The sequence below is a fragment of the Acuticoccus kandeliae genome (assembly GCF_003073115.1).
The window spans coordinates 2,564,751-2,586,532 of record NZ_QBBV01000001.1; the positions used below are offsets into that span (position 1 = coordinate 2,564,751).

The 21,782-nt window shown below is 69.3% G+C and carries 18 protein-coding genes; 13 read left to right on the forward strand and 5 right to left on the reverse strand.

The features are described 5' to 3' along the window. Window positions 1–29: 29 nt before the first annotated feature. Window positions 30–3,224, forward strand: a complete 3,195-nt coding sequence (locus DBV35_RS11675; RefSeq protein WP_108660290.1) for an AsmA-like C-terminal domain-containing protein — start codon at window positions 30–32, stop codon at window positions 3,222–3,224. 48 nt (window positions 3,225–3,272) lie between these two features. Here DBV35_RS11675 and tyrS read toward each other — a convergent pair whose 3' ends face one another. Then, window positions 3,273–4,517 (reverse strand): tyrosine--tRNA ligase, encoded by a 1,245-nt coding sequence (gene tyrS, locus DBV35_RS11680; protein ID WP_425428457.1) that lies wholly within the window; start codon window positions 4,515–4,517, stop codon window positions 3,273–3,275. Here tyrS and DBV35_RS11685 point away from each other — a divergent pair. Continuing rightward, on the forward strand, window positions 4,516–5,685 hold the full coding sequence (locus DBV35_RS11685) for an anhydro-N-acetylmuramic acid kinase (RefSeq protein WP_342752355.1): 1,170 nt from the start codon (window positions 4,516–4,518) through the stop codon (window positions 5,683–5,685). The two genes, tyrS and DBV35_RS11685, sit on opposite strands and share 2 nt — an antisense overlap. Window positions 5,686–5,746: 61 nt before the next feature. Here DBV35_RS11685 and DBV35_RS11690 read toward each other — a convergent pair whose 3' ends face one another. After that, complete coding sequence (locus DBV35_RS11690) at window positions 5,747–6,403, reverse strand: alpha/beta hydrolase (RefSeq protein ID WP_108660697.1); 657 nt, start codon at window positions 6,401–6,403, stop codon at window positions 5,747–5,749. Window positions 6,404–6,503: 100 nt separating this feature from the next. On the opposite strand from DBV35_RS11690, the gene DBV35_RS11695 reads away from it, so the two are divergent. From DBV35_RS11695 to DBV35_RS11725, 7 genes are all read left to right on the forward strand, one after another. Beyond that, a complete protein-coding gene (locus tag DBV35_RS11695; protein ID WP_108660293.1) occupies window positions 6,504–7,628 on the forward strand; it encodes a cysteine desulfurase family protein in 1,125 nt (374 codons plus the stop codon). 57 nt (window positions 7,629–7,685) lie between these two features. Then, on the forward strand, window positions 7,686–9,203 hold the full coding sequence (gene sufB, locus DBV35_RS11700; RefSeq protein ID WP_108660294.1) for a Fe-S cluster assembly protein SufB: 1,518 nt from the start codon (window positions 7,686–7,688) through the stop codon (window positions 9,201–9,203). 72 nt (window positions 9,204–9,275) lie between these two features. After that, window positions 9,276–10,034 (forward strand): Fe-S cluster assembly ATPase SufC, encoded by a 759-nt coding sequence (gene sufC, locus DBV35_RS11705; RefSeq protein ID WP_108660295.1) that lies wholly within the window; start codon window positions 9,276–9,278, stop codon window positions 10,032–10,034. Then, complete coding sequence (locus DBV35_RS11710) at window positions 10,034–11,317, forward strand: SufB/SufD family protein (protein WP_108660296.1); 1,284 nt, start codon at window positions 10,034–10,036, stop codon at window positions 11,315–11,317. Before sufC ends, DBV35_RS11710 begins: the two co-directional genes overlap by 1 nt. Continuing rightward, window positions 11,317–12,555 (forward strand): cysteine desulfurase, encoded by a 1,239-nt coding sequence (locus tag DBV35_RS11715; RefSeq protein ID WP_108660297.1) that lies wholly within the window; start codon window positions 11,317–11,319, stop codon window positions 12,553–12,555. The genes DBV35_RS11710 and DBV35_RS11715 overlap by 1 nt, the downstream gene beginning before the upstream one ends. Before the next feature lie 11 nt (window positions 12,556–12,566). After that, a complete protein-coding gene (locus DBV35_RS11720; RefSeq protein ID WP_108660298.1) occupies window positions 12,567–12,968 on the forward strand; it encodes an SUF system Fe-S cluster assembly protein in 402 nt (133 codons plus the stop codon). A gap of 22 nt (window positions 12,969–12,990) precedes the next feature. Further along, window positions 12,991–13,344 carry a HesB/IscA family protein gene (locus DBV35_RS11725; RefSeq protein WP_108660299.1) on the forward strand — a complete coding sequence of 118 codons (354 nt, stop codon included), beginning with the start codon at window positions 12,991–12,993 and terminating at the stop codon, window positions 13,342–13,344. Window positions 13,345–13,417: 73 nt separating this feature from the next. Here DBV35_RS11725 and DBV35_RS11730 read toward each other — a convergent pair whose 3' ends face one another. Further along, the gene (locus DBV35_RS11730; RefSeq protein ID WP_108660300.1) at window positions 13,418–14,479 is read right to left on the reverse strand and encodes a hypothetical protein; all 1,062 of its coding nucleotides are present in this window, start codon (window positions 14,477–14,479) and stop codon (window positions 13,418–13,420) included. A 333-nt stretch (window positions 14,480–14,812) separates the two neighbouring features. Next, the gene (locus DBV35_RS11735; RefSeq protein ID WP_108660301.1) at window positions 14,813–16,318 is read right to left on the reverse strand and encodes a DEAD/DEAH box helicase; all 1,506 of its coding nucleotides are present in this window, start codon (window positions 16,316–16,318) and stop codon (window positions 14,813–14,815) included. A 207-nt stretch (window positions 16,319–16,525) separates the two neighbouring features. On the opposite strand from DBV35_RS11735, the gene DBV35_RS11740 reads away from it, so the two are divergent. Next, on the forward strand, window positions 16,526–18,112 hold the full coding sequence (locus DBV35_RS11740; RefSeq protein WP_108660302.1) for a gamma-glutamyltransferase family protein: 1,587 nt from the start codon (window positions 16,526–16,528) through the stop codon (window positions 18,110–18,112). Window positions 18,113–18,150: 38 nt separating this feature from the next. Here the strand turns inward: DBV35_RS11740 and DBV35_RS11745 are convergent, their stop codons facing one another. Beyond that, window positions 18,151–19,668 carry a S8 family serine peptidase gene (locus DBV35_RS11745; RefSeq protein WP_157961687.1) on the reverse strand — a complete coding sequence of 506 codons (1,518 nt, stop codon included), beginning with the start codon at window positions 19,666–19,668 and terminating at the stop codon, window positions 18,151–18,153. A 129-nt stretch (window positions 19,669–19,797) separates the two neighbouring features. Here DBV35_RS11745 and DBV35_RS11750 point away from each other — a divergent pair, with 129 nt between their 5' ends. The 3 genes from DBV35_RS11750 to DBV35_RS11760 all read left to right on the forward strand — a co-directional run bounded on the left by DBV35_RS11750 (window position 19,798) and on the right by DBV35_RS11760 (window position 21,680). Continuing rightward, a complete protein-coding gene (locus DBV35_RS11750; RefSeq protein WP_425428464.1) occupies window positions 19,798–20,346 on the forward strand; it encodes an RNA polymerase sigma factor in 549 nt (182 codons plus the stop codon). Further along, the gene (locus tag DBV35_RS11755) at window positions 20,343–21,140 is read left to right on the forward strand and encodes a zf-HC2 domain-containing protein (protein WP_157961688.1); all 798 of its coding nucleotides are present in this window, start codon (window positions 20,343–20,345) and stop codon (window positions 21,138–21,140) included. Before DBV35_RS11750 ends, DBV35_RS11755 begins: the two co-directional genes overlap by 4 nt. Before the next feature lie 96 nt (window positions 21,141–21,236). Continuing rightward, window positions 21,237–21,680 (forward strand): hypothetical protein, encoded by a 444-nt coding sequence (locus DBV35_RS11760; RefSeq protein WP_108660306.1) that lies wholly within the window; start codon window positions 21,237–21,239, stop codon window positions 21,678–21,680. Window positions 21,681–21,782: the final 102 nt, after the last annotated feature.

Sequence of the window (21,782 nt, forward strand, 5' to 3'; positions counted from 1 at the left end):
CCGCCTTTCGTCGGCTGGCAGCGTTGGGTGTGTTCCGGCTCGTGCTCCTGTCCACCTTTTTCGTGGTGGGTCTCGTGGTGCTGCGCGTCATGGTTGCCCCGCTCGCGATCCCCCTTTCGGGCCTCGTCGCCGAGGGAATCGCCGAGAGAACGAATGCCGAAGTGAACATCGAGAGCGTGTCGGTGCGGCTCGGGATCGGCCGCATCCACCTCTATGTGCGCGACCTGCGCGTCGCCTCGGAACGGTTCGCCGCCAATATCGACGAGGTCGACATGGTGCAGGGCTTCTTCGGCGGGGCGCGCGAGCTCGTCGTGCGCGGCCCGCAGATGCGGCTCGACCCGACGGGCTCGGGCGGCGCGATCGTCCTGCCCGACCCCTCCGTCGCGCTGCCCCTCCTCGACAGGGCGCTCGCACAGGCCCTGACCGACGCCAAGAAGGGCGGCCTCTCCAACGTCACCATCCTCGACGGGCGGATCGACCTCATCAGCCCGCGCCGCCCGATCACCGAGGCGCGCGTCTTCCAGAACGTGACTGCGACGCTCGACGTCGCCGACGCGCTCCTCCTCACCGCGCGGATGGTGGGGGCGGGCGGCCCGATCACGCTCGACCTCGAGCGCCTCCCAACCGAGGAGGGGCACCGCATCGCGATCTCGGCGGGCGGCATCGTCCCGAAGGACCTCGCCCCCATCAAGCCGGTGCAGGACGGGTTCGCCCTGTCGCCGCGCCTCGACGCGCGCTTCGATTCCACCGGCGCCTTCACCGGCGCGACGCTGGATCTCGACGTCTCAGAGGGCACGGTGATCTTCGGCATCGACCCCCCGCGCGTCCTCGACAGCGCCCGGATGCGCTTCGTGATCCGCGGCGACGACCCGGCCATCGCCATCGAGGAGGCCGTGTTCGAGGCGGGCGGCACGCTCGTTGGGATCGGCGGGAGCCTGACGCCCGGCCCCGAGCCGACCGCGCCCTGGACCTTCGCGCTCCTTGCGAAGGACGCGATCTTCAACGCGCCGGACGTGAACGCCGCCCCCGTCATCATCGACACGCTCGATGTCTCCGGCCGGCTCGACCTGCCGAACAAGATCATCCATTTCGACACGCTCTCCGGGATCAGCGAGACGGGCCGCGTCGACGCGAGGCTCGACTTCGATTTCAGCGACGGCCCGCGCCTCTCGGGTGCGGCCCGCCTCGGCCCCTCCCTGATCCCGACTCTTCTCGGCGCCTGGCCGCCCGTCGTCGCCTACGATCCGCGCATCGCCGTCATGAACACCGTCCTCGGCGGCGTCGTGCGCGAAGGCGAAGTCGAGCTCGCCCTCACGCCGCTGGAGCTCGACGGCGACCCGACGACCAGCGACATGATCGAGGGCGGCATGTCGATCGACATCGCCTTCGCTGACGTCGCCTTCACGACGCCGGAGTTGCCGATCGCCGTCCAGCACGCGCACGGCCTCTTCCGGATGCGCGACAAGACGCTGATGGCGCGCATCGACGGAGGTGTCGTCAATGCCGGGGAGGGCGGCCAGCTCCGCCTCCTGGAAGGCACGTTCACGATCCCGACACTCGGCGCGAAGCCGGCGATGGCCGAGCTCACCGCGACGGTGGAGGGCCCGCTCTCGGCGGTCGTGAGCCTTGCCCACCTCTTCAAGCTGCCGCAGCTCAAGGAGACCGACCTCGAGCCCGGCGATGTCACCGGCACCGTGCGGGCGGACCTGCGCATGACCACCCCGCTCGGTCCCAACGTGAAGGACAGCGACCGCCGCTGGTCGATCGACGCGCGCCTCACCGATGCGGGCTCCGCCGTCCCCATCGGCGGGCAGAAGGTGGAGAACGCGAACCTCGAGGTGCTGATCAACCCCCGCCGGCTCGCCGCCCGCGGCCGCGCCTCGATCGACGGGCTGAAGGTCGACGTGAACTACAGCGAGCTCTTCGCCGGCGAGAAATCCGGCGCGGCCCGCTTCGTCCTCACCGACAAGGACCGCCGGGACCGTGGCTTCGACACCGGCTCCGCGGTCCGCGGCCCGGTCGTCGTGACCATCGAGCAGGGCGCTGAGGCCGGCCGCAGCTTCTCCGCCGACCTCACCGAGGCGGAGGTCGAGATTCCGGGCTTCACCAAGGCGGCCGGCGAATCGCTGATCGCCGAGGGGCAGATGACCGGCGAGGGCGGCTCCATCGCCCTCAACGACCTGCGCCTCGACGGCAAGGGGATCAACGTCGCGGGCCGCGTCGCGATCGAGAATGGCGGGCTCAGCGTCGCCGACATCTCCACCTTCGGCCTCTCCCAGGGCGACCGCGCGAAGCTGAAGATCACCGGGGAGGGGAAGGGCTACCGCGTCGCATTCGACGCGAGCGTGTTCGACGCGCGCAAGCTCGTGAAGAGCCTCGGCTCGATGTCGGACAACGGCGGCGAGAAGTCGAAGATGCCCCCGCTCACGATCGCGGCGAAGGCCCAGCGCCTGCGCGTCGCGGACGACGGCGTCATCTCCAACGTGACGCTCGACGCCCAGCAGGACGGCGACCGCCTCTCCCGCCTGTCGCTGACCGGGCTGATCGACGGGGTGAATGCCGGCTCCTTCGCCGTCCAGATGGCGCCTTCGACCGGCACCGACCGGCGCCTCCAGGCCGACATGACCGAGCTCGGCCGCCTTCTCTCCGCCTTCGACATCTACGAGCGGATGCGCGGCGGGCGCACGACGCTCGACGCGCGCATGGCGCCGGACGGCGCCATCACGGGCCGCGTCATCGTGCGCGATTTCGTCCTCGCCAACGAGCGCACGCTGGAGGAGATCATCGCGCGGTCCGAGCGGGCGAACGCGAACTCCTCCACCGGCCGCAACCCGTTGCCCTTGAGCTTCCAGGCCGCGAAGGGCGCCGTCAGCGAGGGCATGTCCTTCGACCGCCTCGTGATCGATTTCGAGAAGAAGGGCGACGTCATCACGATCATCGAGGCGATCCTGACCGGCAACGTCATCGGCGGGACGGCGAACGGAATCGTCAACCTCAAGTCCAAGGACATGACGCTGAACGGCACGCTGATCCCGGCCTATGGCGTGAACAACCTCTTCGGCCGCGTCCCCGTCGTCGGCCAGATCCTGGGCGGCGGCGACAGGGGCGGCCTCATCGGCGTCACCTTCCGCCTCGCCGGCCCCCTCAAGGGCCCGGAATTGTGGGTGAACCCGATTTCGGCGATCGCGCCGGGCATCTTCCGCAAGATTTTCGAGTTCCGCTGAGTGGCGCCTCCGAAGGCCCGTCCGCCGCCTGGGCGGACGGGGAGAGCGTCAGACGGCGCGCAGGAGGGCGTGCTTCTTGCGGCCGAGGGAGAGCTTGATGACGTCGCCGGAGAGGTCGGCGGCGCCGAGGACGCGCTTGTCGTCCTCCACCCGGTCGTCATTGATGCGCGCGCCGCCGCCCTGGATCGCGCGGCGCGCCTCGCTGTTGGAGGTGGCGAGGCCGGCGAGCACGAACGCGGAGAGGACCCCGATGCCGGCATCGAGGTCGGCCTTCGGCACCTCCACCGTCGGCAGGCCCTCGGCGAGGCCGCCGGCCTCGAAGGTGGTCTGTGCGGTCGCGGCGGCGGCGTCCGAGGCCTCGCGGCCGTGGATGAGGGCCGTCACCTCGTTGGCGAGGATCTTCTTCGCCTCGTTGATCTCGGCACCCTGGAGCGCGGCGAGGCGCGCCACCTCATCGAGCGGGAGCTTGGTGAAGAGCTTCAGGAAGCGCTCCACGTCCGCGTCCTCGGTGTTGCGCCAGAACTGCCAGAAATCGTACGGGCTCGTGAACTCGCTGTTCAGCCAGACCGCGCCGTCGGCGGTCTTGCCCATCTTGGCGCCGGACGCCGTCGTGATCAGCGCGGAGGTGAGGCCGTAGAGCTCGGCGCCGATGATGCGGCGGCCGAGATCGATGCCCGACACGATGTTCCCCCACTGGTCCGACCCGCCCATCTGGAGCTGGCAGCCATAGCGGCGGTTCAGCTCCACGAAGTCGTAGGCCTGGAGGACCATGTAGTTGAATTCGAGGAAGGAGAGCGGCTGCTCGCGGTCGAGGCGCAGCTTCACCGAATCGAAGGTGAGCATCCGGTTGACCGAGAAATGGCGGCCGACATCGCGCAGGAACGGCACGTAGGCGAGCGAATCCAGCCACTCGGCATTGTCGACGGTGATCGCGCCATTGCCGGTGTCGGAGAAGTTGAGGAGGCGGTCGAACACCTTGAAGATGCCGGCCTTGTTCTCGGCGATCTTCTCAGGCGTCAGGAGCTGTCGCTGCGCGTCGCGGCCGGAGGGGTCGCCGATCTTCGTCGTGCCGCCGCCCATCAGCGCGATCGGACGGTGCCCGGTCTCCTGCATCCAGTGGAGAAGGAGGATCTGCACGAGCGAGCCGACATGAAGGCTCGCTGCCGTACAGTCGAAACCGATATAACCTGTCACCATGCCGTCGGCACAGGCGGCATCGAGACCCTCGGGATCGCTCATCTGGTTGATGAACCCGCGGTCGGTGAGAACTTGAATGAATTCGGAGCGAGGCATGGCCAATCCGTTTGCACCAAAGGTCGAGGAAGGCAACACCATCCTTGCGGGGGCAGGCATGATCCCGCGTGAAGCGCGCGCGATCGGGGTGATCAGCGGCACTTCGATGGACGCCGTCGACGTCGCGCTGCTCGTGACCGATGGCGAGGAAATGATCAAGCGCGGGCCGAATCTTCTTCAGCCCTACACCCCGGCACAGCGCGCGACGATCCGCGCCGCGATGGCCGACGCGATGGCAGCGCCGACCGGCACGCACCGCACGCCCGCCCTTCTCGCGGCCGAGGCGGTCGTCACCGAGGCGCACGGCGACGCCATCGCCCGCTTCCTCGATGAGAGCGGGATCGAGGCGGACGTGATCGGCTGGCACGGCCAGACCGTCGCCCATGCGCCAGAGCGGCGCTTCACGATGCAGATCGGGGACGCGGGCGCGCTCGCCGACCGGTTCGGGATCCCGGTCGTCGCCGATTTCCGCTCCGACGATGTCGCGCGCGGCGGGCAGGGGGCGCCGCTCGTCCCGGTCTATCATCGCGCGCTGATCCGGCAGGCGGGGCTTTCCGAGCCCGCCTTGGTCGTCAATCTCGGGGGCGTCGCGAACGTCACCTATATCGACGGCGACACCCTCATCGCCTTCGACACCGGGCCCGCAAGCGCGCTTATCGACGATGCGATGGCTGAGACCGACGCGGACTATGATGCGGGCGGCCGGGTGGCTGCCACCGGCCGGGTCGACGCCGACGCGCTCGCCGCCCTGATGGACCATCCCTATTTCGCCGCGCCCGCGCCGAAATCGCTCGACCGCGATGCGTTCTCGGCCGCGCCCGTCGCCGGCCTCGCCTTCGCCGACCGGATCGCGACGCTGACGCGCTTCACCGCCGAGTCGCTCGCGGCCGGCGTGCGCCTCCTGCCGAAAGCGCCGCGCGCGGTGATCGCGTCCGGCGGCGGGACGCACAACGAAACGATGATCCGCTGGATCGGGGAGGCGATCGGCGCCGAGGTGGGCAACGCCAACGATGCCGGCTTCTCTTCCGACTTCATGGAGGCGGAAGCGTTCGCCTATCTCGCGCTGCGCACGTTGCGCGGCCTGCCGCTCACCTTTCCGGGCACGACGGGGATCGCTTCCCCGCTCACCGGCGGGCGGCTCTGGATGCCGCGCGCGGCGGCTGCCTGAGGGCCAAGAAAAAAGGCCGCCCTTGCGGGGCGGCCTTTTGGTCTTTCGCCGGCGGGGCGGGTCAGGCCGCGCTCTCGGCCTTGCCCAATCGTCGGTCGAGATAGCTCGAACAGATGCCGAGCAGCTCGTCGACCTGGCCCTCGAAGAAGTGGTTCGCGCCGGGGATGATCGTGTGGTCGATCACGATGCCCTTCTGCGTCTTCAATTTGTCGACGAGCGTCTGCGTGTCCTTCGGGATCGCCACCCGGTCCCTGTCGCCATGGACGATGAGGCCCGAGGATGGACAGGGGGCGAGGAACGAGAAGTCGTGCAGGTTGGCGGGCGGGGCGACGGAGATGAACCCCTCGACCTCCGGCCGGCGCATCAGGAGCTGCATCCCGATCCATGCGCCGAACGAGAAGCCCGCGATCCAGCAGCCGCGCGCCTCCGGGTGGATCGCCTGCAACCAGTCGAGCGCGGAGGCCGCGTCCGCAAGCTCGCCCGCGCCGTGGTCGAACTCGCCCTGGCTGCGTCCGACCCCCCGGAAATTGAAGCGCAGAACGGTGAAGTTGCGCTCCTTGAACATGTAAAACAGGTTATAAATGATCTGGTTGTTCATCGTGCCGCCGAAATGCGGATGCGGGTGCAGCACGATCGCAAGCGGCGCGCGCCGGTCTGAGGACGGTTGCAATCGTCCTTCGAGACGGCCGGCGGGGCCGGTGAAGATAACCTCAGGCATCACAGACCCGGTTGTTTGTGGTGAGGCGGGGTTATCTATCAATAGGTCGACGCGAATCAAGCGATTCGAACAAGGTCAATCACCCGTGCCACGATCTGCCATGCGTTTTTATCTCGACTGGAACGCGTCGGCGCCGGTCAGCGCCGCTGCGCGCGAGGCGGCGATCGCCGCGCTGACGGCGGGTGGCAACGCCTCTTCGGTCCATGCGGAGGGGCGCGCGAGCCGCGCGCTCGTCGAGACGGCGCGGCGTAAGATCGCCGCACGTTTCGCCGTCGCGGCGGACGGCGTGACCTTCACCTCCGGCGGCACCGAGGCGAACAACATGGCGCTGGCGCCGGGCGTGCGGCGGGGCGACGGCGCGCCGGTCGCCCGCCTCGTCGTCTCCGCGCTCGAGCATCCGGCCGTCCTCGCGGGGGGCCGTTTCGCGCCCGAGGATATGGTGTCGGTGGCGGCGGACGGCGACGGGCGGATCGACCTTGCCGCGCTGGAGGCAGCGCTCGGCGCCGATCCGCGCCCGGCCCTCGTCTCGCTGATGGCAGCGAACAACGAGACGGGCGTGATCCAGCCGCTCGCCGAGGCGCACGCGATCGCCCAAGCCCACGGCGCGATCCTCCACACCGATGCCGTCCAGGCCTTCGGGCGCGTGCCGGACGCAGCGCTCGCGGCCGATCTCGTGACGATCTCCGGCCACAAGATCGGCGCGCCGATCGGGGTGGGTGCGCTCGTCCGTCGCGCCGGCATCACCGTTCCGCCGCTCCTTCGCGGCGGCGGACAGGAGCGTGGCGCGCGCGGCGGGACGGAGAATGTCGCCGCGATCGCGGGCTTCGGCGCCGCGCTCGACGAGCCGGCCGCCGACCCCGCCGCCTGGGCCGAAACCGAGGCCGCGCGCGACCGGTTCGAAGAGGGGCTTTTCAAATCGTTCGCGAATGTCCAAATCTTTGGAAAGAGTGTACTGAGGCTCCCCAACACGAGCCTCTTCGCCATCGGGACGATGCCGGCCGAGCTCGCGCTGATCGGGCTCGACCTTGCCGGGTTCGCGGTGTCGTCAGGGTCGGCCTGCTCCTCCGGGAAGGTGAGCGTCAGCCATGTCCTCCTCGCCATGGGGGTGGACGCGGCGGTGGCGCGGCGCGCGGTCCGCGTGAGTGTGGGTCCGTTGGGGGCAGGGGACGCTCTGGAACGATTTTTGGTAGCGCTTCAGAAGGTGATTGTGCCAATGGAGGCGTGACCTACCTTTAGAACGTGTCCAACCTACGGGCTTTGAACCCGTGCGGAGGGGAATGTCATGCCAGCAGTTCAGGAGACGATCGATCGCGTCGCAGCGATCGACGTCGACAAGTACAAGTACGGGTTCGTCACCGACATCGAATCCGAGAAGGCGCCGAAGGGCCTCAACGAAGAGGTCATCGCCTTCATTTCCGCGAAAAAGGGCGAGCCGGAGTGGATGCTCCAATGGCGGCTCGAGGCCTATCGCCGCTGGCTGACTCTGGAAGAGCCCACCTGGTCGACGGTCCACTATCCGAAGATCGACTACAACGACATCTACTACTACGCCGCGCCGAAGATGAAGGACGCGCCGAAAAGCCTCGACGAGGTGGATCCGGAGCTCCTGCGCACCTACGAGAAGCTCGGCATCCCGCTGAAGGAGCAGGAGATCCTCGCCGGCGTGCGCAAGCAGGGCGAACCGAGCGATCTCGACGAGGCGGGCGACACGAACCCCTATGGCCGCGTGGCGGTCGACGCGGTGTTCGATTCGGTCTCGGTCGTGACGACCTTCAAGGACGAGCTTGCCAAGGCCGGCGTGATCTTCTGCCCGATCTCCGAGGCGATCCGCGAGCATCCCGAGCTTGTGAAGAAATATCTCGGCACCGTCGTTCCGACGTCCGACAATTATTTCGCGACGCTGAACTCGGCCGTCTTCACCGACGGCTCGTTCGTCTACGTGCCGCCGGGCGTGCGCTGCCCGATGGAGCTGTCGACCTATTTCCGCATCAACGAGCAGAATACCGGCCAGTTCGAGCGCACGCTGATCATCGCCGACAAGGGCTCCTACGTCTCCTATCTGGAAGGCTGCACGGCGCCCCAGCGCGACGACAACCAGCTCCACGCCGCCGTCGTCGAGCTGATCGCGCTCGATGATGCGGAGATCAAATATTCGACCGTCCAGAACTGGTATCCGGGCGACTCGGAAGGCCGTGGCGGGATCTACAATTTCGTCACGAAGCGCGGCGATTGCCGCGGCGCGCGCTCGAAGATCTCCTGGACGCAGGTCGAGACCGGCTCGGCGATCACCTGGAAATATCCGAGCTGCATCCTGCGCGGTGAGGAATCGCGCGGCGAGTTCTACTCGATCGCGATCTCCAACGGTCACCAGCAGATCGATTCCGGGACGAAGATGATCCACCTCGGCAAGAACACGTCGAGCCGCATCATCTCGAAGGGCATCGCGGCGGGCAAATCGCTGAACACCTATCGCGGCCTCGTCCGGGCGAACCCGCGCGCCAAGAATGCGCGCAACTTCACCCAGTGCGACTCGCTGCTGATCGGCGACAAGTGCGCCGCCGTCACGATCCCCTACGTGGAATCGCGCACCGGCACCGCGCAGTTCGAGCACGAGGCGACCACCTCGAAGATCTCCGACGACCAGCTCTTCTACTGCCGCGCCCGCGGGATCGGCGAGGAGGAGGCGGTCGCGCTGATCGTGAACGGGTTCGTGCGCGACGTGATCCAGCAGCTTCCGATGGAGTTCGCCGTCGAAGCGCAAAAGCTCATCGGCGTGAGCCTTGAAGGGTCCGTCGGCTAAGCGCCGGACCCCATCCGCCTTTCCCATTTGACGGCGCGGTCCGCCCGCAGCCGAAACAACGAGACGACGAACATGCTTGCAATCGAGAACCTCCACGCGAGTGTCGAGGACGGTGAGGGGACGCGTGAGATCCTGAAGGGTCTCGACCTCGAGATCTGGCCGGGCGAAGTCCACGCCATCATGGGCCCGAACGGCGCCGGCAAGTCGACGCTCGGCCACATCATCGCCGGCAAGGACGGCTACGAGGTGACCGAAGGGTCGGTGAAGTTCCAGGAAGAGGACCTTCTGGAGATGGAGCCGGAGGAGCGGGCCGCGGCCGGCATCTTCCTCGCCTTCCAGTATCCGGTCGAGGTTCCGGGCGTCGCGACGATGACCTTCCTCAAGACCGCCATGAACGCCCAGCGCCAGGCGCGCGGTGAGAAGGCGCTGTCGACGCCGGAATTCATGAAGGCGGTGAAGGGCGCGGCCGACAAGCTCGGCGTGAAGCAGGAGATGCTGCGCCGGCCGATCAATGTCGGCTTCTCGGGCGGTGAGAAGAAGCGCAACGAGATCATGCAGATGGCGCTGCTTGAGCCGAAGCTCTGCGTCCTCGACGAGACCGATTCCGGCCTCGACATCGACGCGCTGCGCATCGTGTCGGAAGGCGTCAACGCGCTGCGTTCGCCGGAGCGCTCCTTCCTGGTGATCACCCACTATCAGCGCCTGCTCGACTATATCGAGCCGGACTTCGTCCACGTCCTCGCCGGCGGCAAGATCGTGCGCTCGGGCGGGCCGGAGCTCGCCAAGGAGCTCGAGGCGCGCGGCTACGCCGAGTTCCTCGAGGCCGCGTGATGAAGGCACAACCGACGGACGCCGAGCGGGCCCTCTCGGCGCTTTTCGAGACCCGCCGGGCGACATTCGGCGCGGCGCCGCTCGATGCGGCGCGCGCGGATGCCTTCGCGCGCTTCGAGGCGGGCGGCCTGCCGCATCGCCGTGTCGAAGCCTACAAGTACACCGATCTCAAGGCCCGCCTGCGCGCGCTTCCCGCGCCCGCCGGCGCGGCCTCGGTCGACGCCGTCCGCACGGCTCTGGAGAGCCTTCCGGCGCTCGTGGAGGGCGCAGCGCGGATCGTGATCGCCAACGGGCGCTACGTGACCGAGGTGTCAGAGACGACCGCGAACGTCACCGTCGCTTCGCTTCTCGATCCTGCGGCCGACACCTCCGCCGTCGGCTCGCTTGTCGCGGAAGCCGATGACCCGCTGGTGCTCGCCAATGTCGGCCTCTTCGAGGGCGGCGTCGTCGTGCACGTCACCGGGCAGGCCGCGGCCCCGCTCGAGATCGTGCATCTCGCGCTCGGCGAAGGGCTCGTGATGGGCCGCGCCGCCGTGTTCGTCGCGCCGGAGGCCTCGGTCTCGGTGGTCGAGCGCGTCATCGGCGCGCCGGGCTCCATCGGCAACGACCTCACCGAGCTTTCCCTCGGTCGCCGCGCGCGGGTGGAGTGGATCCGCCTCGAGGCGGGTGTCGATGACGGAGCCGTCCAGCTCGGCACGCTCTCGACCCGGCTCGACGAGGTGGCGCACCTCGAACACCTCACCGTCTCGACCGGCAAGGGCCTGTCGCGCAACCAGGTCTTCGCCGCGATCGTCGGCGACGACGCGGACGCGCACTTCCGCGCTGCCACCGTCGCAATCGGCAAGCGGCACGTCGACAACACGATGGTCGTGCGCCACGACGCGCTGCACTCGCGCTCGTCGGAGGTGCTGCGTTCGGCGGTCGGCCACGGCGGGACGGCGATCGTCCAGGGGCGCATCATCGTCGATCCCGGCGCGCAGAAGACCGACGCGCGGATGATGTCGAACGCGCTCTTCCTCGACGATTCCGGCGAAGTGGTGAACAAGCCCGAGCTCGAGATCTTCGCCGACGACGTCCAGTGCGGCCACGGCGCGACCTCGGGCGATATCGACGAGGACATGATCTTCTATCTGCGCGCCCGCGGCATCCCCGAGGCGACCGCCCGGCGGCTGCTCGTGGAGGCCTTCCTGGTGGAGGCGCTGGAGCGGGTGGAGGACGAGGCGCTGCGCGAGCGGCTCGCCGACATGCTGCGCACCGCGCTCGACGAGGAGACGGCGCTGTGATGGATCGCGCTCCGGTCTCGGCCTACGACGTCGAGCGGGTGCGCGCGGATTTTCCGATCCTGACGCAGAAAATCCACGGCAAGCCGCTCGTCTATCTCGACAACGCCGCCTCGGCCCAGAAGCCGCGCGCGGTGCTCGACCGCCTCGAGCAGGCCTACGCGCAGGACTATGCCAACGTCCATCGCGGCCTGCACACGCTCGCGAACCGCTCCACCGAGGCCTATGAGGGCGCGCGCGAGATCGTGCGCGCGCATCTGAACGCCGCCTCGACGGACGAGATCATCTTCACCCGCTCCTCGACGGAGGCGATCAATCTCGTCGCCGCCTCCTACGGGCGCGGCCATATCGGCGAGGGGGACGAGATCGTCCTCTCGGTGATGGAGCACCACTCCAACATCGTGCCGTGGCACTTCCTGCGCGCCGAGAGGGGCGCGGTGCTGAAGTGGGTGGAGCTGACCGAGGACGGTTCGCTCGACATGGAGAGCTTCGAGCGGGCCCTGTCGCCGCGCACGAAGATGGTGGCGATCACGCACATGTCGAACGTGCTCGGCACCGTGACGCCGGTCGCCGAGATCTGCCGGATCGCCCACGCGCGCGGCATTCCCGTCCTCGTCGACGGGAGCCAGAGCACGGTCCACGGGCCGATCGACGTGCAGGCGATCGATTGCGACTTCTTCGCCTGCACGGGCCACAAGATCTACGGCCCGACCGGCATTGGCGTGCTCTATGGAAAGCGCGCTTTTCTGGAGGCGATGCCTCCGTTCCTCGGCGGCGGCGAGATGATCGGCTCCGTCACGCGGGACGAGGTGACTTACGCGGGGCTGCCGAATCGCTTTGAGGCAGGGACGCCGCCGATCGCGCAGGCGATCGGCCTCGGGGCCGCGCTCACCTATGTGAACGGGCTCGGCTGGGACGGCATCCAGGCGCACGAGAGCGCGCTGCGGGACTATGCGAGGGAACGCCTCAGGGGCATCAATGCGTTGACCCTTCATGGCGATGCGCCGGGCAAGGGGGCGGTCTTCGCCTTCAACCTTGCGGGCGCGCATCCTCATGATGTTGCGACGATTTTGGATCGCGAAGGCGTCGCGGTCCGGGCTGGCACGCATTGTGCCGAGCCGTTGATGGAGGCGCTCGGGGTGAGCGCGTCCTGCCGGGCATCGTTCGGTCTCTACAACACCCTCGCGGAGGTCGACCGCCTTGCGGAGGCCATCGAGAAAGCCCATAGATTCTTCGTGTGAGGAGGCACGGGATGGACGCCGTCACCGAAGCTGCGAGCGCCAAAGAGCAGGAAAGCAAGGTCGAGGACCCCGTCGAGGCGGGCGCGTCGGCCATTCCTGAGGAGGAGCTCGACCGCATCACGGCCGACATCGTCGCCGCGTTGAAGACGGTCTACGACCCCGAGATCCCGGTCGACATCTACGAGCTCGGCCTGATCTATCGGGTCGACATCGAGGATGATCGCTCGATCCGTGTGGACATGACGCTGACCGCGCCGGGTTGCCCGGTCGCCGGCGAAATGCCCGCCTGGGTGGAGAACGCCATCAGCTCGGTCGAAGGGGTCGGGGCCGTCACCGTCAACATGGTGTTCGATCCGCCCTGGGATCCCTCGCGCATGTCGGACGAGGCGCGCGTCGCGCTCGACATGTTCTGATCCGCGAATTCAGGAGGCCAAGATGCCTTTTCCTGCCGTGATGACGATGACCGACGAGGCCGCCGCGCGTGTGCGCGAGATTATGTCGCGTGAGGAGCCGCCGCTCGCGGGCCTGCGCGTCGGGATCAAGAAAGGCGGCTGCGCGGGCATGGAATACACCATGGAAGCCGTCGCCGAGGCGAACCCGAAGGACGAGACAGTGGAGCACGAGGGGGCGCGCGTCTTCATCGACCGCGCGGCCGTTCTCTTCCTGCTCGGCTCGCGCATGGGGTTCGAGGTGACGAAATTCCGCTCCGGCTTCACCTTCGAGAACCCGAACCAGGTCTCGGCCTGCGGCTGCGGCGAATCGGTGGAGCTGCGCGAAGCCGCCGAATAGGCGCTGCCGCATCCGAACGCGAAAGGGGCCCCGAGGGCCCCTTTTTTTTGTGCCTGCCCGAGCTGGCCGCCGGTCAGGAGGCGCGGCGCTGGGATTGCTTGCGCACGCGCGAGTCGGTCTCCAGCACCACCTGCGGCCCGTCCTCGCTCTCTGCCAGGCGCAGGCAATGCTCGGCGAGGCAGACGACGCTCGACGGGTCGTCGTCGCGGTGCATGGTCGCGACGCCCGCCGAGAAGATCACCGGCGCGTCCGGATGGGACTTCACCTGGTCGGCGACGGCCTTCTCCACCGCCTCCGCGATCCGCCCGGTGTGGCGCAGCGACTTGTCGGCGAGGCAGAGGCCGATCGCGTAGGGGGCGATCGCGTACGTCTTGCCGAGGTCGGCGAGGGCGATCGAGAGCGCCTTGTGGGTGCGGCGGAGCTGCGTCGCAGCCGCCGCCGAGTCGGCGCCCGGCACCCGTGCGAGGCGGACCGAGATGAGGAGGACGGTCGAGGGCGCGCGCTTGAAGGCCGAGCCCATCCAGGTGCGGCGCACGTCCCGCAGGAGCAGGCCGTGCTCGGAGACGAAGTCGCGCGGGCGGCTCCGTGCGGCGCCGGCCCCGACGCGGGCGAGCGCGGGAAGCTGCGGCGCGCGCTGGGGCTCCGGGGCGTCGTAGATGCGCGTCTCGGTGCGGCTCGCCTCGCGGACCGAGGCTTCGGCGATGGCCATCGCGAGGTCGGGCTCGGCCACCGGCGGCACGTTCGCGGGCGGCTCGTCGGCGGGCGGGAAGCCGCCGTGTGGGGGATGGCTGAGCGTGTCCGGGATCTCCGCGGCGGCCGAATCCAGCGGCGGCGAGTCCGTCAGGATCTCCGGGTGCACGTAGGCGATGCGGCGCGGGCCGTCCTCCTGCGGTGCGGCGGAGGCGGAGGCGGAGGCGAGTTGCGGCGCCTCGGGCGTCTCGGGCGCGGCCGGCGCGCGGTGGTGGCCGACCATCGCCGGCTGGTGCGTGCCGAGGCGCGCCGTCGCGGCGGTGTCGCGCACGGGGGCCGGCTGCGCGCCGGGGTGCGGCATCGCCTTGACGACGCGGCGAGGCTTCACCGGCTCGGAGTGGTCCTCGAGCGCGAGCGCAAGGCGCCCGGCGATTTCGGCCTGCATCTCGGGCGAGGGAAGGTGAGCGCGCCAACGCTCGCCAGAGAGATGACCGGAGGAATCGGTCCGCGAATGAATCGACGCGGAACGCGCCAACTTGGTGAGCGTCTGAGTCACGAAACTGCCTCGCATTTGCCGCGTCTGTCGCGCGATCTCTGCAGGCAAGCATTAAGCAAAATGGTTAACGGAACCCTTACCAGGCGGATCGGGATCGATCGGCCGGTTGGCGGATGGGGCGCCGGGCGGCGCCGTCAGGGTTCGTTCGGGGAGGTGAAGGGACGGCCGCGAGGGGCCGTCGGCGAGACGCGCGCGGGGCGCGTCTCGTTGCGTCGGGTGGGATCAGTCGGCCGCGGCGCTGGACTTCAGCGGGCGGCGCGGCTCGATCGGGCGGCGCAGGAAGGCCGGGACGTAAGGCGTGTCCTTGAAGGCGACGCGCGGCTCGTCGGGCTCGCCACGGCGGCCGCGATTGCGGCGACCCTCGCCGCCACCCTTCGATTCGTGGGGACGGGTGGACGCCTCGGGCTGCGGCCTCGCGCGCTCGGCCGGCCTCTCGGCGGGCTTCGCACTCTCAGCGGGCTTCGCATTCTCGACGGGCTTCGCCGGGGCCGGGGCAGCTGCCTTCGCCTCGGCCGGGGCGGCCGATTCGCGGGCGGCATGGTCACGGCGCGAATCGCGGCGCTCGTTGCGGCGCGGCCGGGATTCGGCCGGCGCGGCCTCCGCCGCCTCGCCCTCTTCGAGCCAGGTGACGCTGCGCTTGATCATCGATTCGATGGCGGCGACGAGCTTCTTGTCCATGGGCGTCGAGATCGTGAAGGCCTTGCCGGAACGACCCGCGCGGCCGGTGCGGCCGATGCGGTGAACATAGTCTTCCGCGTTGTGCGGCACGTCATAATTGAAGACGTGGCTCACCTTCGGGATGTCGAGGCCACGGGCCGCGACGTCGGAGGCGACGAGGAGAGTGATCTTGTTGTTCTTGAAGCCGTCGAGCGTCGCCATGCGGCTACGCTGGTCCATGTCGCCGTGGAGCGCGCCGACGGAAAAGCCGTGGCGCTCGAGCGAGCGGAACAGGGTGCCGATATCGCGCTTGCGGTTGCAGAAGATGATCCCGTTGGTGAGCTCATCCTCGGCCTTCAGGAGGCGGCGCAGCGTGGCGCGCTTGTCCTTCGGCGTCTCGCCGGAGCGAACGAAGCGCTGCTCCACGGTCTCGGCCGTCGAGGACGGCGGGGAGACTTCCACGCGCACGGGGTTGTGGAGGAAGCGGTCGACGAGGGACTGAATCTCCTTCGGCATCGTCGCCGAGAAGAAAAGCGTCTGCCGCGTTATCGGCAAAAGCTTGCAGATCCGCTCGATATCCGGGATGAAGCCCATGTCCAGCATGCGGTCCGCCTCGTCGATGACGAGGATCTCGATCTGCTGGAGGAGGAGCTTGCCGCGTTCGAGATGGTCGAGGAGACGCCCGGGAGTGGCGATCACAACGTCCGCGCCGCGATCGACCTTGCGGCTCTGCTCGTCGAACGAGACGCCGCCGATGAGCAGCGCCACGGTGAGCTTGTGGTTCACCCCGTACTTGTCGAAGCTCTCCGCGACCTGCGCGGCAAGCTCGCGCGTCGGCTCAAGGATGAGCGTGCGCGGCATTCTCGCGCGAGCGCGGCCGCGTTCGAGCAGCGAGAGCATGGGGAGAACGAAGGAGGCGGTTTTGCCTGTGCCGGTCTGGGCGAGGCCCAGCACGTCGCGCTTTTCGAGCGCGTGCGGGATCGCCGCCGCCTGGATGGGCGTTGGCCGCGTATATCCCGCAGCCTCTACGGCGGACAGCACCTTCGTGCTGAGGCCGAGTTCGTTGAACATCGGATCCGAAATGGCGAAAGTGTCTCTTGGTTGGCACGGCGCCGCGCCTGTGCGAGGTCGCCATGCGATGTCATTCGGCTCAAGAGCCGCTGAGAACTAGCTAAAGGGGAAAATTTCATTGTCAATGTGTGATCGGGGTGAAATGTGCCGCAATTCGGTGCATTTCATGGCAGTGTTGCCAAAGTATAATGTCGGAGCGCGGCGCGGATGAATTTCGACGAGCGCACGCTCTACCCTTCGGCGCGGTCCACGAATTTCGGTCGGGCGGCGGTGGCGGCGTCGGAGCCGCTGGCGGCTTCGGCCGGCCTTTCCATGATGAAACGCGGCGGAAATGCTGTCGATGCGGCGATCGCAACGGCCGCATGTCTCACCGTCACGGAGCCCACCAGCAACGGCATCGGGTCCGATGCGTTCGCCCTCATCTGGGACGGAACGAAGGTCCAGGGGCTGAATGCGAGCGGCCGTTCGCCCGCCGCGTGGACGCCGGAACGCTTCGCCGGCATGACTGCCATGCCGCCGCGCGGGTGGGACACGGTGTCGATCCCCGGCGCGGTCTCGGCCTGGCGGGCGATGTCCGACCGGTACGGCAAGCTTCCCTTCGCCGATCTCCTCGCGCCCGCGATCTTCTATGCCCGCGAGGGCTATGGCGTCGGCCCGGTGACGGCGGCGTCCTGGGCGCGCCAGGCGGGGGTTCTCGCCGACAAGCCCGGCTGGGCCGCCACCTTCATGCCGAACGGGCATCCGCCGAAGACAGGCGACCTCTTCAAGTTCCCGGGCGCTGCCGCGGGTCTTGAGTTGATCGCTGAGACGAAGGGCGACGCGTTCTACACCGGCGCGATCGCCGAGGAGATCGTGCGCGCCTCGCAGGCCGGCGGCGGCGCGCACACCATGGAAGATTTCGCCGCCCACACCGCCGAGTGGGTCGAGCCCGTCTCGGTCTCCGCCCACGGTGTCGAGGTGCACGAGATCCCGCCGAACGGGCAGGGCATCGCCGCCCTCATCGCGCTCGGCCTCATGGACCGGCTCGATCTCGGCGACGCGCCCGACAGCGTGCGCTCGATCCATCTGCAGATCGAGGCCGTGAAGTTCGCGCTCGCCGACCTCTACGCGCACGTCGCCGACATCGACCACATGCGCATCACGCCGGAAGAGCTCCTCGACCCGGCCTATCTCGACGAGCGGGTGAAGCTCATCGATCCCGCCAAGGCGCAGGCGCCGGAGACCGGCAAACCCCTCGCGGGCGGCACCGTGATCCTCACGGCGGCGGACCCGAGCGGGATGATGATCTCCTTCATCCAGTCGAACTATGAGGGGTTCGGCTCGGGCTGCGTCGTCGAGAAGTACGGCATCAGCCTGCAGAATCGCGGCATGGCCTTCTCGCTCGACCCGAAGAGCCCGAATGTCGTCGCGCCGCGCAAGCGTCCCTTCCACACCATCATTCCGGGCTTCGTCACCAAGGGCGGCGCGCCGCTGATGGCGTTCGGCGTGATGGGCGGGCCGATCCAGGCGCAGGCCCACGCGCAGGTCGTGACGCGCATGGCCCATTTCGGGCAGGGCGTGCAGACCGCGATCGACGCGCCGCGCTTCCGCGTCCTCGGCGGCAACCGCGTCGCGGTGGAGACGCACTTCCCCGCCGAGACGCTGGAGGGCCTCGCCGCCCTCGGCCACGAGCTCCAGCCCGAAGCGCCGGGCGTCGCCTTCGGCTTCGGCGGCGCGCAGACGATCATGCGCTGGGGTGATCTCTACGCGGCGGGTTCCGACCCGCGCAAGGACGGCCACGCGGTCGTCTTCTGAGGTGGATCCGCCCCGGCCTCGCGGCCGGGGCGGGCTCATCATTCTGCCGTGGCGGTCGTCGCGGCGAGGGCGGGCGCGTCGTTCGGGACGCAAAGGTCCGCCGCGTTCAGCAATCCCCACCCGAAGATCGGATCGCGGCCCGTGTCGCCGAGATCATGCACCCCGTCGCGCACGCGGGTGAGCGCGGCCGGCTTGTCCGTGGCGCCGTTGCGCGCGGCGAGGGCGAGGGCGGCTGCGACGAAGGGCGAGGCGAAGGACGTGCCGCTCTTCGGCTTCGCGCCGCGCACGGAGGCGGCGGTCCAGATCTCGACGCCCGGGGCGGCGAAATCCACGTGGTCGCCCCGCACCGCGCGGCGATAGATGCGGCTCTCGGCGTCGACCGCCGTCACCGCGACGACGGTGTCGTAGGCGGCCGGATATTGGGGCGGGGCGGCCGGCCCCTCGTTGCCGACGGCGGCGACGATGAGGATCCCTTTGTCGGCGACCGCGTCGAGCGCCTTCTCCAGGATCGCGTTCGCGGGCCCGCTGAGGCTGAGATTGAGGACGGTCGGCGTCTCGGCCGCCACGAGGTCGAGCGCGGCGACGAGGCGGTAGGCGTCGCTCAGCGTGCGGCCCTCCGCGTCGTCCTCGAAGGCGTCGACCGCGACGAGGCGGGCGCGCGGCAGAAGCCCCTTTATGCGCTCGTCCCCGCCGCCGACGAGGATGGAGGCGACGGCCGTGCCGTGGCTCTGCTGGGAGACCTGCGGCGTCTTGCCGAAGAGGGGGAGGAGGGCGATGTCGGCGGCGGCGAGCGCCTCGTGCGCGGGGTTGATGCCGGTGTCGACGATCGCGAGCGTGATCCCCGCGCCGCACCCGTCGGACGCGCGGGCCGCGACCGGCCAGCCGACGAGGCTGATCCCCATGCAGCCGACCCCCTCGCACGCATCCTCGCTCGGCACGTAGACCGAGTTCACGTCGACCGTCGCGTTCGGGGCGGCCGCGAGGACCGCCGTGCGCGCGGCGTCGAGGTCTGTCCCGGCGGGGACGGAGAGGCGGACGAGGTCGTCGCCGAGGAGGGCGATGGTCACGCGGTCGATCTCGCCATAGCCGGCCGCGACGAGGGCGGCGAGCGCCGCATCGTCGAGCCCGAGGGCGAGGATCTCGTTCGGGCGCTCCAGCGGTGCGGGCGGGATCTCCGGCGCAGGCGGCGTCACGGCGGGGGCGGCCGGTGCCGTGCGGCGGGCGCTCTGGCGCGGCGCGGCGCGGCGCGTCGGCGCGGCCTCACGCCGGGGTGAGGCGCGACGGGGCGCGGCCTGGCGTGGCCGGCGCGTGGTGCGCGGCGCGGGCTCGGCATTCGGCTCGACGATCACGCGGGTCGGGGGCGGCATGATGATCAGCCGGTCGGTGTTGCCGCCGCCATCATAGCCGCCGCCACCGCCGCGGCCATTGTTGTCGCCGCCACGGCCATCGAACGCCTCAGCCGGCCCCGTAAAGCCCGGGACCGTCGCGAGGATGCCAAGTGATAGCGCGGCCAGGAGCAGAATTGCGCGGCAGCCGACCGCTTTGATCATGCCCATCTGCGTTCTCCCGTGTGCACGCTTCGGCACGAACGTGCCGGCGAAGAATTGCACTTCTTCAACGCGCGCCCATTTCGTTTATTCCAATATTACGGCATGGACGTGGTTATTGAACGTGCTGGAGACAATGTGAGCGCCACGCCAGACGAGATCGGGCCGATGCTGATTGCCTCGCTGCCCACGCTGCGCCGCTTCGCGCTGTCGCTCTCGCGCCAGCCCGATATCGCCGATGATCTGGTGCAATCGGCCTGCGAGCGGGCGCTTGTGAACGCCGCGAGCTTCACCCCCGGCACGCGCTTCGATGCCTGGATGTTTCGGATCGTGCGCAATCTCTGGATCGACCGGATCCGTCGCACGAAGACACAGGCCGCCGCCCCCATCGAGGAGGGCGAGGCCGTGATGGGCACCGACGGGGAGGCGGTCGCGATCTCGCGGCTGGAGCTGTCCGACACCGGGCGCGCGATCCTGATGCTGCCGGAGGAGCAGCGCGAGGTGCTGACGCTCGTCTGCGTGGAGGGCCTGTCCTATGCTGAGGCGGCGGCGGTGATCGAGGCGCCGATCGGCACGGTGATGAGCCGCCTTGCGCGGGCGCGCACCCGCCTCGCCGCCATCCTGGAGGAGAAGGGAATAAAAGTGGGAGACGGCCGTTCTGCCTCCAAAGGGGATCGCACGAGATGAGTGATTTGAAAGGACGGCCCACCGACGAAGAACTGATGGCCTATGCCGACGGCGAGTGCTCGCCGGCGGCCGCGGCCGTGATCGAGGCGGCGCTGGAGACGGACCCCGAGGTCGCCGACCGGCTGGCCATCTTCATGGGCACCCGCGACCTGTCGGCGGAGGCCTTTCCGCTCGCGCCGGTGCCCGCCTCGCTCCAGGCCTCGGTCGAGGCGCTGATCGCGCGCCACACCGAGGCGGCCGCCCCCGCGACCCCGGCCCCCGCGCCCCCAGCCGCGGATGCGCCGGCCGACAATGTCGTCGCCTTCCGCCCCCGCGCCGCCACCAAGCCGACGCAGAGCACCTGGTTCATGGCGATGGCGGCCTCCGTCCTCGGCGTCGCCTTCGGTCTCGGCGCGTTCTTCGCGATGGGCGAGTTCGCGGGCGATCGCGGCGGCGGTGCGCCGGGCGCGGGCGTCCAGCAGCTTGCGTCCCTGCCGCTCGGCGAGCTCTTCGCGCTTCCCTCCGGCGAGGCGCGGCCCGTCGATGGCGGCACCGCGCGCATGGTCGCCGCCTTCCGCGACGGTTCGGGCAATCTCTGCCGCGAGTTCGAGGTGACGCGCGGCGACCGCGTGCAGGGCGTCGCGTGCCGGCAGGACGGGGCGTGGTCGGTGAATTTCGCCGTCGCCACGGCGGCGCCCACCGGCGGCTATGTCCCGGCCTCGGGCGCGGAGGCGCTTGACGCGTATCTCACCCAGATCGAGGCCGCCCCGCCGCTCAGCGCCGAGGAGGAGCGCGCCGCGCTCGCCGGGCAATAGGGCGTGAAAGGCTCTGGCGGCTCCATTGCCGCCATCAGCCGCGATGACACGGCATGGCGGACGGCACGGGCCGCCGCCCCCGAGGAGGAAGAGACCATGCGCACGATCCTGATCGCGATCCTGATGATGACCGGCCTCGCCGCCGGGCCCGCTTCAGCCGCCGACATCGACCGGACGGACCCGGCCGCGACCGCCGAGGCGTTCATCCTCGCCTTCAAGGCGCGCGACCTCCAGGCGCTCGCCGCGCTCGTCAACGAGGAGAATCGCGAATTCTTCGCCGCGCTCGCCGAGAAGGGCGAGGCGCACCGGGGCTATGACGACGTCTTCACCGGCTGGCGCGCCGAGGCGGCGGACGCCTGGGACGGGGCGATGGCCGACGCCCGCTACGAGAAGGCGGACGAGGTCTTCGTCCCCTTCGGTCCGATGGACGGGGATGAAGTGACGGTCATCGTCCTCACCAAGGAGGACATCGGCTGGGCGGTCGAGGACGTGAACAGCCCGGACCGCGCGCGCCTCATGGAGATGCCGACGACACCCTGATCCGCTCTACGGCGATCACCGCCAGAAACGCCCGTCCGGCCAGCCGGGCGGGCGTTTTGCGTTGCGCCGGGCCGGTGCCGGGCAGGGGGGACGATACTTCGT

Coding starts and splice junctions, on each gene's coding strand:
- DBV35_RS11725 (WP_108660299.1), top strand. CDS start 12,991: ATGCCTTTTCCTGCCGTGATGACGATGACCGACGAGGCCGCCGCGCGT.
- DBV35_RS11720 (WP_108660298.1), top strand. CDS start 12,567: ATGGACGCCGTCACCGAAGCTGCGAGCGCCAAAGAGCAGGAAAGCAAG.
- DBV35_RS11690 (WP_108660697.1), bottom strand. CDS start 6,403: ATGCCTGAGGTTATCTTCACCGGCCCCGCCGGCCGTCTCGAAGGACGA.
- DBV35_RS11745 (WP_157961687.1), bottom strand. CDS start 19,668: ATGGGCATGATCAAAGCGGTCGGCTGCCGCGCAATTCTGCTCCTGGCC.
- DBV35_RS11695 (WP_108660293.1), top strand. CDS start 6,504: ATGCGTTTTTATCTCGACTGGAACGCGTCGGCGCCGGTCAGCGCCGCT.
- sufC (WP_108660295.1), top strand. CDS start 9,276: ATGCTTGCAATCGAGAACCTCCACGCGAGTGTCGAGGACGGTGAGGGG.
- DBV35_RS11755 (WP_157961688.1), top strand. CDS start 20,343: ATGAGTGATTTGAAAGGACGGCCCACCGACGAAGAACTGATGGCCTAT.
- DBV35_RS11685 (WP_342752355.1), top strand. CDS start 4,516: ATGGCCAATCCGTTTGCACCAAAGGTCGAGGAAGGCAACACCATCCTT.
- DBV35_RS11730 (WP_108660300.1), bottom strand. CDS start 14,479: ATGCAGGCCGAAATCGCCGGGCGCCTTGCGCTCGCGCTCGAGGACCAC.
- sufB (WP_108660294.1), top strand. CDS start 7,686: ATGCCAGCAGTTCAGGAGACGATCGATCGCGTCGCAGCGATCGACGTC.
- DBV35_RS11715 (WP_108660297.1), top strand. CDS start 11,317: ATGGATCGCGCTCCGGTCTCGGCCTACGACGTCGAGCGGGTGCGCGCG.
- DBV35_RS11760 (WP_108660306.1), top strand. CDS start 21,237: ATGCGCACGATCCTGATCGCGATCCTGATGATGACCGGCCTCGCCGCC.
- DBV35_RS11710 (WP_108660296.1), top strand. CDS start 10,034: ATGAAGGCACAACCGACGGACGCCGAGCGGGCCCTCTCGGCGCTTTTC.
- tyrS (WP_425428457.1), bottom strand. CDS start 4,517: ATGCCTCGCTCCGAATTCATTCAAGTTCTCACCGACCGCGGGTTCATC.
- DBV35_RS11740 (WP_108660302.1), top strand. CDS start 16,526: ATGAATTTCGACGAGCGCACGCTCTACCCTTCGGCGCGGTCCACGAAT.
- DBV35_RS11735 (WP_108660301.1), bottom strand. CDS start 16,318: ATGTTCAACGAACTCGGCCTCAGCACGAAGGTGCTGTCCGCCGTAGAG.